The sequence below is a fragment of the Candidatus Symbiopectobacterium sp. 'North America' genome (assembly GCF_015762685.1).
GTDB lineage: Bacteria > Pseudomonadota > Gammaproteobacteria > Enterobacterales > Enterobacteriaceae > Symbiopectobacterium.
This window is the reverse complement of the sequence record NZ_PEHF01000017.1, coordinates 44,747-56,863: the sequence shown is the minus strand read 5'-3', so window position 1 is coordinate 56,863 and position 12,117 is coordinate 44,747. Positions and strand designations below refer to the sequence as shown.

At 51.9% G+C, this 12,117-nt stretch carries 7 protein-coding genes and 4 pseudogenes; 8 read left to right on the top strand and 3 right to left on the bottom strand.

Annotated features, from left to right (window positions below; genetic code table 11):
• Positions 1–414 precede the first annotated feature (414 nt).
• Positions 415–1,719 (bottom strand): trigger factor, encoded by a 1,305-nt coding sequence (gene tig, locus CS369_RS03825; protein ID WP_196906054.1) that lies wholly within the window; start codon positions 1,717–1,719, stop codon positions 415–417.
• A gap of 288 nt (positions 1,720–2,007) precedes the next feature.
• Entirely contained in the window at positions 2,008–2,319 is a 312-nt protein-coding gene (gene bolA / locus CS369_RS03820) for a transcriptional regulator BolA (protein ID WP_196906052.1), read from the bottom strand.
• Between the two features lie 239 nt (positions 2,320–2,558).
• Here bolA and CS369_RS03815 point away from each other — a divergent pair, with 239 nt between their 5' ends.
• The 8 genes and pseudogenes from CS369_RS03815 (at position 2,559) to CS369_RS03780 (ending at position 11,433) form a co-directional block, all read left to right on the top strand.
• Positions 2,559–3,137, top strand: a complete 579-nt coding sequence (locus CS369_RS03815; protein WP_196906050.1) for a lipoprotein — start codon at positions 2,559–2,561, stop codon at positions 3,135–3,137.
• Between the two features lie 54 nt (positions 3,138–3,191).
• Positions 3,192–4,671: pseudogene (ampG, locus tag CS369_RS03810) on the top strand (muropeptide MFS transporter AmpG).
• 396 nt (positions 4,672–5,067) lie between these two features.
• The gene (cyoA, locus tag CS369_RS03805; protein ID WP_196906049.1) at positions 5,068–6,033 is read left to right on the top strand and encodes a cytochrome o ubiquinol oxidase subunit II; all 966 of its coding nucleotides are present in this window, start codon (positions 5,068–5,070) and stop codon (positions 6,031–6,033) included.
• Between the two features lie 4 nt (positions 6,034–6,037).
• A pseudogene (gene cyoB, locus CS369_RS03800) lies at positions 6,038–8,020 on the top strand (cytochrome o ubiquinol oxidase subunit I).
• Complete coding sequence (locus CS369_RS03795; RefSeq protein ID WP_196906047.1) at positions 8,010–8,633, top strand: cytochrome o ubiquinol oxidase subunit III; 624 nt, start codon at positions 8,010–8,012, stop codon at positions 8,631–8,633. The pseudogene cyoB and the gene CS369_RS03795 overlap by 11 nt, the downstream one beginning before the upstream one ends.
• Positions 8,633–8,962 (top strand): cytochrome o ubiquinol oxidase subunit IV, encoded by a 330-nt coding sequence (locus tag CS369_RS03790; protein WP_196906046.1) that lies wholly within the window; start codon positions 8,633–8,635, stop codon positions 8,960–8,962. The genes CS369_RS03795 and CS369_RS03790 overlap by 1 nt, the downstream gene beginning before the upstream one ends.
• Positions 8,963–8,973: 11 nt before the next feature.
• Positions 8,974–9,868 (top strand): annotated as a pseudogene (gene cyoE, locus CS369_RS03785) (heme o synthase).
• Between the two features lie 185 nt (positions 9,869–10,053).
• Positions 10,054–11,433 (top strand): annotated as a pseudogene (locus tag CS369_RS03780) (MFS transporter).
• 34 nt (positions 11,434–11,467) lie between these two features.
• Here CS369_RS03780 and CS369_RS03775 read toward each other — a convergent pair.
• Entirely contained in the window at positions 11,468–11,959 is a 492-nt protein-coding gene (locus CS369_RS03775) for a YajQ family cyclic di-GMP-binding protein (RefSeq protein ID WP_196906045.1), read from the bottom strand.
• Between the last annotated feature and the right edge of the window lie 158 nt (positions 11,960–12,117).

The window sequence follows — 12,117 nt, the reverse complement described above, 5'->3', positions numbered from 1 at the left end:
AACGGCGGTTGACTATCACGGTCACCTAGACGTATCCCTTAAGAACGACACCGACTCGCCAAAATCCATGACCACGCGCCTCTGTTTCTTCTAGTTGGGGCATTGCACGCTATTTCAAGCTTACACTATCCTTTATTTTAGATTAAAGGGGTATAGTGCCCACCACATTTACAATGACTTGCATAGCAAACCCCGTTTTGCATAGAAAATAATATGTTGCACGCCCAAGAGACAATGCGGATTTTATCACTCGCGAAACGTTTCAATGCCACACCCACACAGTTTTATCATAGTGCAATCTGGCGCATCCGTGGCGATAGGTCTTTTCAAACGTAAATCAGTGATAACAAAAAGCCCACGCCAGAGGCGCGGGCTTTTTTTGGCAAAGATAACCGACCGAAGCCAGACAGCGAATTACGCCGTAGCAGGCTGGTTCATCAGATCGTTGAAGCTGCCGGCTTTCTCGACCACTTTCGCCTTAGACAACACCACTTCAACTGCTTGCTCTTCCAGAGCAACGTTGCGCATGTTGTTCATCAGCTCTTTGTTTTTGCTGTAGTAAGCAACCACTTCCTGCGGATCTTCGTAGGCAGAAGCTATCTCTTCGATCAGCGCGTTAACGCGATCATCGTCCGCTTTCAGTTCGTTGGTGCTGATCACTTCGCCCAGCAGCAGACCCACGACAACACGACGTTTAGCTTGCTCTTCAAACAGTTCACGCGGCAGTTCAGCCGCTTGCTTGGCGTTGCCACCAAAGCGTTGTGCCGCTTGTTGACGCAGAACGTCAATTTCCCCGTCGATCAGCGCAGCAGGAACGTCGATGTCATTGGCTTTCACCAGACCGTCGATCACCTGAGACTTGATACGGTTACGCACTGCGCCTTTCAGCTCACGCTCCATGTTTTTACGCACTTCAGCGCGCAGACCCTCAACAGAACCATCCGCCACGCCGAAACGTGCGATAAATACCGCGGTCAGCTCCGGCAGTTCACGCTCTTCCACTTTCTTCAGGACGATAGCGAACTGCGCTGCTTTCCCTTTCAGGTTTTCAGCGTGGTAGTCCTCTGGGAAGGTCACATCGATAGTGAACTCTTCACCGGCTTTGTGACCTACCAGACCTTCTTCAACGTCTGGGATCATGCGGCCCTGGCCCATAGCCAGAACGAAATCAGACGCTTTACCGCCGTCAAACACTTCGCCGTCGATAGTGCCGGTAAAGTCCACGGTTACGCGATCTTCTGCGCCAACGGCAGCATCGGTATCTTTCCAGGTCGCTTGTTGCTTACGCAGCGTTTCCAGCATGGCATCAACGTCAGCATCAACCACGTCAACCAGCGGTTTTTCAACTTCGATGGTGTCCAGGCCTTTCAGCTCTACTTCCGGATAGACTTCAAGCTCTACCGCGTAGGTGAAATCGGCATTCAGCTTGTATTCGCCCGGCACATAGTTCGGTGCACCAACGGGATTGATTTTTTCTTTAATGATGGCGTCAACGAAATGACGCTGCATCAGATCGCCCAACACGTCTTGACGCACGGAAGCGCCATAACGTTGAGCGATAACGTTCATCGGCACTTTGCCTTTACGAAAACCGTCAACGCGCGCTTTTTTAGCAACGTTAACCAGCTCTTTTTTTACCGCTTCTTCAATGCTATCAGCAGTGACGGTAATTGTTACGCGGCGACCAAGGCCTTGGGTGGTTTCAACTGAAACTTGCATCTTGTTACCTCAAAAAATCACAGTGCTCGGTCAGCTCCAAAACCATATACGCATGGGTGTCGGTTTGGACATATAACCCCACAGAACCGGGACAGCAACAGCTGGTATCTGAACCCTGTTCCTTGTCGTCAGAAGCGTCCCGATGACATTTCCGGAAAATAAGACGCGGCATTATAGCGGCATAGAGGGAGTGAGTCGAGAAAAGCGCGCAGACTATTATGACAAGATAAGCGCGCTTTGATGCCGGTCACCTCTTATGCGTCTCTTTTTATGCGTCGTTGGCATCAATCAGGCGTTAATACCAGCACCACCACAGGCAGGTGATTTCGGGGCCTGGCCCTGCGCATCGGACCACTCTTGCGGCGTGTAAGTATGCAGCGCCAGCGCCTGCAGGCCATTTTCCAATTCCGTCGCCAGCGTGGCATAAACCGAGCGATGACGGCCAATGGTGCGCTGTCCGGTAAAGGTTTCACTCACCAGTACCACCTTAAAATGGCTTTGCGAGCGCGCAGGCACGCGATGTTGATAACTTTCATTGATTACATCCAGATGCGTGGGGGCGAAAGCAGCGCGCAATTTCGCCTCAATGGTGGCATGCATGAAATAGTCCCTTGTTGCTTGTTGATCTTGCCAGACAGTATATTCCAATGGCAGCAAAATGAGGTGAACACACTATCGGTCAATCCGGCGATCGCGAAATCTCACCCCATCGCGCCGAAAAAATGGCCATTTCCAGAGTATTTCCCCTGAATTCGTCCTTTCACCCGCTGCCGGCAATGGTATGATAACGGGAATTTTTTACCAGCGAACCACCCTAATCATTACTGAGAAAATGCACAATGTTAAAAAAACTGTTTTTTCCCGTATTGGCCGTGCTGATGCTCGCCGGATGCGCCAATCAAAGCAATACGCTTGATGTCTCTCCTAAAATTAACGTGCCAGCGCAAGACCCAACCCTGATGGGCGTCACTGTCAGCATCAACGGGGCCGATCAGCGTGCCGATCAGGCATTGGCCAAAATCAACCGCGACGGGCAACTGATCGTTTTGACCCCTTCACGCGACCTGCGTTTCCTGTTGCAAGAAGCGCTGGAAAAACAGATGTCTGCACGCGGTTACATGATAGGAACCGGTGGCCCGGTTGCGCTGCAAATCGTGGTGAACCAGCTGTATGCTGATGTTTCAGAAGGCAACCTGCGTCATAATATCACCGCACGTGCAGATATTTCGATCATCTCTCTGGCGGCCAATGGCAACAAGCAGGTCAAAAATTACCGCTCAACCTATAACGTTCAGGGCGCCTTGACCGCGACCAACGAAAAAATCACCAACGCTGTCAATACGGTATTGAGCAATGTCATCAATGATATGGCACAAGACACCATTGTCAGCAGCTTCATTAAGGCTAACACCCGATAATTCCCACGCTGTTTTCCTCTATCCTGCTCTGTGGGATAGAGGAAAGGATCTGCCATGCTACATCGCTTTTTTACCATTGTTCGTCAGCCGTATTCGCTGTCGCTACTGCTACTGGGTTTTGCGTCTGGACTACCGCTGGCGCTGACCTCAGGTACGTTGCAGGCATGGATGACGGTCGCTAACGTCAATTTGAAAACCATCGGTTTCTTCTCCCTGGTGGGGCAAGCCTATGTTTTCAAGTTTATGTGAGCACCGATGATGGACCGTTACACCCCACCCTTCCTCGGCCGCCGCGGCTGGCTGCTGGTCTGTCAAGTGTTGCTGATTGGGTTGATTGCCTCAATGGCGCTGCTGGACCCCGGCAAGCATCTGTGGTGGTTAGCCGCGATTGCGGTTTTGGTGGCATTTTTTTCCGCCTCGCAGGATATCGTTTTTGACGCTTACAAAACGGACCTGCTACCCGCCGATCAGCGCGGCTCGGGTGCGGCCATTTCCGTACTGGGTTACCGTCTGGCCATGCTGGTTTCTGGTGGATTGGCGCTGTGGCTGGCCGATCGTTATCTCGGCTGGCACGCCACCTATGTGCTGATGGCACTGCTGCTGCCGGGTATCATCGCTACCTTGCGCGCGCCTGAACCGGTGTTGGATGCTCCAGCACCGCACACCCTTGAGCAGGCAATGTTTGCCCCGCTGCGCGACTTCTTTTCGCGCAATAACGCCTGGCTGATTTTATTGCTGATCGTGCTGTATAAGTTTGGGCGACGCCTTTGCGATGAGCCTGAGTACCCCGTTCCTGATTCGCGGCGTAGGTTTCAATGCCGGCGACGTCGGACTGGTCAACAAAACGTTGGGGTTACTCGCCACCATTATTGGTGCCTTGTACGGCGGGTTGTTAATGCAACGTATGACCTTGTTCCGTGCGCTGCTGTTATTCAGCATCTTGCAGGCCGTCTCTAACGCAGGCTACTGGCTGCTGGCGATCACGACCAAACATCTGGTTAGCATGGCAGGGGTTATCTTTCTGGAAAACCTGTGCGGCGGGATGGGCACAGCGGCGTTCGTGGCGTTACTGATGACCTTGTGCAACACGTCGTTTTCCGCTACCCAGTTTGCACTGCTTTCCGCACTTTCTGCCGTGGGGCGCGTCTACGTTGGCCCGATCGCAGGCTGGTTTGTACAGACCCATGGTTGGGCCTGGTTCTATTTATTTACCATTGCAATCTCAGTGCCGGGATTAGTCCTACTATTAGTATGCAAACAAACCCTGGAGTACACCCAGCGTACCGGCACATTCATGGTACGTATGACCTATCCCCGCTATTACCGCTTCGCGCTGCGTCTACTGGCCGCCGGGTGTGCGCTGTTATTCATCTGGCTGACCTTGACCATCGCCCACGCGTTGGGTGCCAATGCGGTTGAAATAATCAATGATAAACTTCTGATACTAGAGGGTATTTTTGTCATTTCGGGGGCGCTTTTTGGTAGTGTGCTCGACTATTTATCGCTGCGTAACCCACCGTCATCTGAAGCCTGAAAATAGCGATAAACCTGCGTGGTTATCACCGCATCGTATTATTTTTTTTCACTAGTCTGCTATCAGCCAACGTTATTTTTTTACGTTGGCTCACTTTTTTTCTGGCTATTTAATTGTTGGGAAAATGTGTGAGAGGCAATCATGTTGGTTCGATGGAAAATGCCTCTTCAGGCGGGTTGTAATTTTTTTTATCCATCCATACTTCTCTACGGAATAAAATTTAATTCACTGTTTTTAATAATTTTTTCCTAACGACAAGGTAATTGTGACATTCAGGGCAAAAATCAGCAACAAAGCGCTGACATAACCTTAATCATGTCTACAGTGCAGTAACCTTACCGTAAAATGCCCGCTCGCATGAAATGACAATAGAGCCCTTGTTATTGAGGTCGCTAGATGAGACTCAGGAAATACAATAAAATTTTTGGGATGTTGTCTTTATTCGCTGCCGCAGCACTACTGAGCGGTTGTGATATGGCATTGATGAACCCCAAAGGACAGGTCGAGTTGGAGCAACGGTCGTTGATTCTGACGGCACTCGGGTTGATGTTGATCGTGGTTATTCCGGTAATAGTGATGACCATCGCTTTTGCCTGGAAGTTTCGCGCTTCCAACACCAAAGCGAAATACACCCCGAACTGGTCACACCCCAACAAGATTGAAGCGGTGGTATGGACAGTTCCCATCATCATCATTCTTATTCTGGGTACCATTACCTGGAAAACCACCCATTCACTGGATCCGTGTAAGCCGTTGGTCTCCGAGGCCAAGCCGATTAACGTCGAAGTGATTTCACTCGACTGGAAGTGGCTGTTTGTTTACCCGGAATTGGGTATCGCCACGGTCAACGAGTTAGCGTTCCCGACCAATGTGCCGGTGAATTTCAAAATCACCTCCGATACCGTAATGAACTCTTTCTTCATTCCGCGTCTGGGTGGGCAGATTTACGCGATGGCGGGCATGCAAACTAAACTGCACTTTATCGCCAACGAGCCGGGTAAATATGAGGGTATTTCTGGTGGTTACAGCGGGAAAGGCTTCTCCGGCATGAAATTTACTGCCATTGCCACGCCAAGCCAGCAGGAATTCGACCAGTGGGTTGCCACCGTGCGTACCTCCAGCAAAACGCTGAACAGCACGGAGGAATTCAATACTCTGGCCAAACCCAGCGAATTCCACCCGGTAGAGTACTTCTCCAGCGTGCAACCTGAGCTGTTTGAAAACCTGATTCGCAAATTCACGCAAAGCGGCGGTGCGCCTGCGCATCACCACGCTGAAGGCGAAACGCAGCAAGGCAGCATGCAACACGGTGACAATATGAACATGAGCGAGCACGCCTCGCACCAAGGCGCCGAGGGATAAGACGATGTTCGGAAAACTAACGCTTGATGCGGTTCCGTATCATGAACCCATTATTATGGTTACGGTGGCCGGCATCATCGTCGGCGGCCTCGCCCTTTTGGCGGCCATCACTTATTTCGGTAAATGGAAGTGGCTGTGGGCTGAATGGTTTACCTCGGTAGACCATAAACGCATCGGCATCATGTATATGATCGTTGCGTTTATCATGATGATTCGTGGCTTTGCCGATGCCATCATGATGCGTGGTCAGCAGGTCTTGGCGTCTGCCGGTGAGGCAGGCTTCCTTAATGCCCACCACTACGATCAGATATTTACCGCGCACGGCGTGATCATGATTTTCTTCGTGGCAACGCCGTTTGTGGTCGGTTTGATGAACCTGGCGGTGCCGCTGCAAATCGGCGCACGCGACGTGGCCTTCCCTTTCCTTAACTCGCTCAGCTTCTGGCTATTCGTGGTAGGGGTTGTCCTGATCAACATGTCGCTGGGTATCGGTGAATTTGCGCAAACCGGTTGGGTGGCCTATCCGCCGCTTTCCGGCAAGGAGTACAGTCCTGGCGTAGGGGTGGATTACTGGATATGGAGTCTACAGATCTCCGGTCTGGGTACTACGCTGACTGGCGTCAACTTCTTCGCAACCATTATCCGTATGCGCGCACCGGGCATGACGCTGATGAAAATGCCGGTCTTTACCTGGACGGCACTGTGCACCAACGTGCTGATCATCGCCGCCTTCCCGATTTTGACCGTAACCATCGCCTTGCTGACTCTGGATCGCTATCTGGGCACCCATTTCTTTACCAACGATATGGGCGGCAATATGATGATGTACATCAACCTCATCTGGGCCTGGGGCCATCCTGAGGTGTACATTCTGGTTCTGCCCATTTTCGGCGTTTACTCCGAAGTGGTTGCCACCTTCTGTAAGAAGCGTCTGTTCGGTTACACCTCGCTGGTGTGGGCGACCATCGCCATTACCGTACTGTCGTTTATCGTCTGGCTGCATCACTTCTTCACCATGGGGTCTGGCGCGAACGTTAACGCCTTCTTTGGTATCGCCACCATGATCATTTCCATCCCGACCGGGGTGAAAATCTTCAACTGGCTGTTCTCCATGTATCAGGGCCGAACCCCGCCATGTTGTGGACCACCGGTTTTATCATCACCTTTACCATCGGTGGGATGACCGGGGGTGCTGCTGGCAGTGCCGGGTGCCAACTTTGTGCTGCACAACAGTCTGTTCCTGATTGCGCACTTCCATAACGTCATCATCGGTGGCGTGGTGTTTGGTATTTTTGCCGGTATTACCTACTGGTTCCCGAAAGCGTTTGGCTTCACGCTGAACGAAACCTGGGGCAAACGCGCGTTCTGGTTCTGGATTATCGGCTTCTTCACCGCCTTTATGCCGCTGTATGTGCTGGGCTTTATGGGCATGACCCGTCGCCTCAGCCAACAGATCGATCCGCAATTCCACTCACTACTGGTCGTTGCCTCTGTCGGTGCTGCACTGATTGGCCTCGGCGTACTGTGCCAATTGATGCAGTTCTATGTCAGTATCCGCGATCGCGACCAAAACCGCGATTTGACCGGTGACCCGTGGGGTGGCCGCACGCTGGAGTGGGCAACCTCTTCCCCGCCGCCGTTCTATAACTTCGCCATCGTGCCGAACGTTCAGGAACGCGATGCCTTCTGGGAACAGAAAGAGCGCGGTGAAGCCTACAAAAAACCGGTCAGCTATGAAGAAATTAATATGCCGAAAAACACCGGAGCTGGCGTGATTATCTCAGCGTTCAGTCTGGTGTTCGGCTTCGCCATGATCTGGCATATCTGGTGGATGGCGATTGCCGGTTTCGTCAGCATGATCGTGACCTGGATTGTGCACAGTTTTAACCGCGATGTGGATTACTACGTTCCGGTCAAGCAAATCGAAGAGATTGAAAACCAGCACTTCGACAATATCAGCAAAGCAGGTGTGAAACATGACAACTGAAACTCTGACGCATCATCACGCTGCTCATGACGCCCATGCCAAGCATGGGCACCACAACGCCAGCGGCACCAAGGTGCTGGGGTTCTGGGTTTATCTCATGAGCGATTTGATCATTTTCGGCTCATTGTTCGCCACCTATGCCGTGCTGGTAACTGGCACGGCGGGCGGTCCGTCCGGAAAAGAGCTGTTTGATCTCAAGTTTGTGCTGGTCGAAACCTTCACGTTGCTGTTGAGCAGTATCACCTTCGGCATGGCGATGATTGCCATGTACAAAGGCAACGTGGCACGCATCAACACCTGGCTGACTATCACCTTCCTGTTTGGTCTGGTGTTTATCGGGATGGAAATCTATGAATTCCATCACCTGATCGCAGAAGGATACTGCCCGGATCGCAGCGCGTTCCTGTCGGCCTTTTTCGCGCTGGTCGGCACCCACGGCGTTCACGTAACTTCAGGCCTTATCTGGCTGGTGGTGATGATGATTCAGGTCTCACGCTGGGGCATCACCCCTACCGTGAAAACCCGTTTGATGTGCCTTAGCCTGTTCTGGCACTTCCTTGACGTGGTATGGATTTGTGTCTTTACCGTAGTTTATCTGATGGGGGCGATGTAATGAGTCATTCAACGACCGATCACGGCGCCAGCCACGGTAGCGTACAGTCTTATGTCGTCGGCTTTGCCATGTCAGTCATTCTGACTGTGATCCCGTTTGGTCTGGTGATGGCGGGTGCCGCCTCCCCCAGCGTGATTATGGCCGGTGTGGTTGGCTGCGCCGTGGTACAGATACTGGTTCACCTGGTCTACTTCCTGCACCTGAACAGTTCTTCTGAGCAGCGCTGGAACGTGGTAGCGTTGGTGTTCGCCATTCTGATTATCACCATCGTGGTAGTAGGATCCATCTGGATTACGCTGAGCACGCACCACAATATGATGATTCCGTAATCGAGCCAGACATGATGATTAAGCAATACCTACAAGTCACAAAACCAGGGATCATTTTTGGCAACCTGATTTCTGTTATCGGGGGATTTCTGCTGGCGTCCAAAGGCAGCATTGATTACCCCCCTCTTTATCGCGACCCTATTTGGGGTGTCGTTAGTGGTTGCGTCCGGTTGCGTCTTCAACAACGTAATCGACCGTGACATTGACAAAAAGATGGAGAGAACCAAAAACAGAGTGATGGTGAAGGGGCTGATTTCGGTCAAGGTTTCACTGAGTTATGTGGCTGCGTTAGGTATTGCCGGTTTTGCGTTGCTCTACGTGGCGGCAAACCCGCTAGCCATGTGGCTTTCAGTAATGGGCTTTGCGGTATACGTTGGCGTCTACAGTCTGTATATGAAACGCCACTCGGTATACGGCACGCTGATCGGCAGCCTGTCCGGTGCCACACCGCCGGTGATCGGGTATTGTGCAGTAAGCAACCAGTTCGATGCGGGTGCGTTGATCCTGATGTTGATCTTCAGCCTGTGGCAAATGCCGCACTCCTACGCTATCGCCATTTTCCGTTTCAAGGATTATCAGGCCGCCAACATTCCAGTACTGCCGGTGGTGAAAGGCATTTCCGTGGCTAAAAACCATATTACGCTGTATATCGTGGCGTTTATGGTGGCTACGCTGATGCTGTCGCTGGGTGGCTATGCAGGGTATAAATATCTGGTGGTAGCAGCCTCTGTAAGTATCTGGTGGTTAGGCATGGCACTGTCGGGCTACAAAAAACCAAATGATGACAAAGTGTGGGCGCGCAAACTGTTTGTGTTCTCGATCGTTGCCATCACATCGTTGAGCGTGATGATGTCTGTCGACTCAATGACGCCAATGCAGGATGTGCTGCTCACCGCACTGCGCTAACGTTTCACCGTTCGCACGTTAAAAAAACAGACGATCCCCATCGTCTGTTTTTTTTCGCCCTTCCCCACCTTTGCTGCATTTACTGTGTCATTTTATGACCGTGCGCCAAATCAAGTAACAATGCTGCCATTTACTGCCCGATGAGTAAGGCACTACAATAGCGCCAACGCGAATTTGAGGTTTTCATGAACGATACATCCCTCACAGACAATATCATGACGCCGCGCGAACGGCACGCAACCTGGGGCTTAGGTGCGGTTTTTTCCCTGCGGATGCTCGGCATGTTTATGGTGTTGCCAGTGCTAACAACCTACGGCATGGCATTACAAGGGGCCAGCGAATCGCTGATTGGCCTCGCAATTGGCATCTATGGTCTGATGCAAGCGCTGTTTCAGGTGCCTTTTGGTTTACTTTCCGATCGCGTCGGGCGTAAACTGCTCATCGTTATCGGCCTGCTGATGTTTGTGCTCGGCAGCGTCATTGCCGCCCTCAGTACCACGATCTGGGGCATTATTATCGGACGTGCGTTACAAGGAGCAGGTGCGATCTCCGCCGCCGTTATGGCGCTGCTGTCCGATCTCACTCGCGAACAAAATCGCACCAGAGCAATGGCTTTTATCGGCATCAGTTTCGGCGTGACCTTTGCCATCGCCATGGTGCTTGGACCGATCGTTGCGCACGCCTGGGCATTACAGTCCTTGTTCTGGTGTATGGCCCTGCTCGCATCGCTCGGTATTGTGATAACCCTGACGCTGATCCCCAATGCCGCTAGCCATGCCCTCAATCTGGAATCCGCCATCGTGCGCGGCAGCATTCGCCAAGTGGTCGGTAACAGCCGTCTGGTAAAACTCAATATCGGCATTATGTGCCTGCATATCCTGCTGATGTCGAGTTTTGTCGCCCTGCCGCGCGTGCTGGAACAGGCAGGCTTGCCGGCAGAATCACACTGGAAGGTGTATCTGTACACTATGCTGATTTCCTTTGTCTGAGTGCTGCCCTTTATCATTTATGCCGAAGTGAAACGGCAGATGAAGCGGGTGTTTGTGGGCTGTATCGTCGTGCTGTTAGCCGCAGAGGTGGTTTTATGGATGGCAGGCAGCCAATTCTGGCCTATTGTGGCAGGCATTCAGCTGTTTTTTCTGGCGTTTAATATTATGGAGGCGCTGCTGCCCTCACTTATCAGTAAAGAGGCACCGGCGGGTTACAAAGGCACCGCAATGGGGATCTACTCCACCACCCAATTTATCGGCGTTGCTATCGGCGGCAGCATGGGCGGCGCACTGTTTCAATTCCACGGTGCAGCCTGGGTGTTTGCAGCAGGAGCGCTGCTCTGCGCGTTATGGCTGATTATCGGCGTCAGCATGAAGGAGCCGCCTTATCTGAGCAGCTTGCGCATTGCACTACCCGATGACGCATTGGACGACTCCGCACTAGCACAAAAGATACGCATACACCCCGGCGTAGCGGAAGTCATCGTGGTACCGGAAGAGCGCAGCGCCTATGTCAAAATCGATCGTCAGAAGACCAACCGTCAACAGCTCGAAGCGCTGATCGGGCAAGCGTGAGTCACATCGGGCCAGCATCGCTGGCCCTTTGCGATTAATCGCGGAAATTGGTGAACTGGAAGGGTTGCCCTAGATTGGCTCCGCGAATCAACACCATGACGCTTTGCAAATCGTCACGCGCTTTGCCGGTTATGCGCAGTTGCTCACCCTGAATCTGCGTTTGCACTTTCATCTTACTGTCTTTGATCAGCTTGACGATTTTTTTCGCCTGTTCAGGCTCAATACCCTGCTTCAGTTTGGCGTTAACGCTGTACGTCTTGCCGCTGTGTTCCATCTCTTCTGGAACCTCCAACGCGCCTGCTTCGATACCGCGTTTCACCAGTTTTTCGCGCAGAATATCAACCAGTTGCTGTACCTGAAAATCTGACTCGCTGGCCACTTTGATCTGTTCGTTTTTCTCATTCAGCTCAAAGCTCGCCGGTACGTTACGAAAATCCCAGCGATTAGTCAGTTCACGTGACGCATTCTCAACCGCGTTGCGGATTTCCTGCATATCGATTTCGGATACAATATCGAAAGATGGCATAATCAATTCTCCCTGATTTATGAGTAGGAATAGGGTTATGTGGCATGCATGATACCTGTTCCCCGCAGAGAAACAACATCCGCCTGCCTTGGCGCTTGCAGTCCCTTTCTCACGCGCCATAATACGTAGTTGTCAGGCAGAATGAATCAACCAAAAGA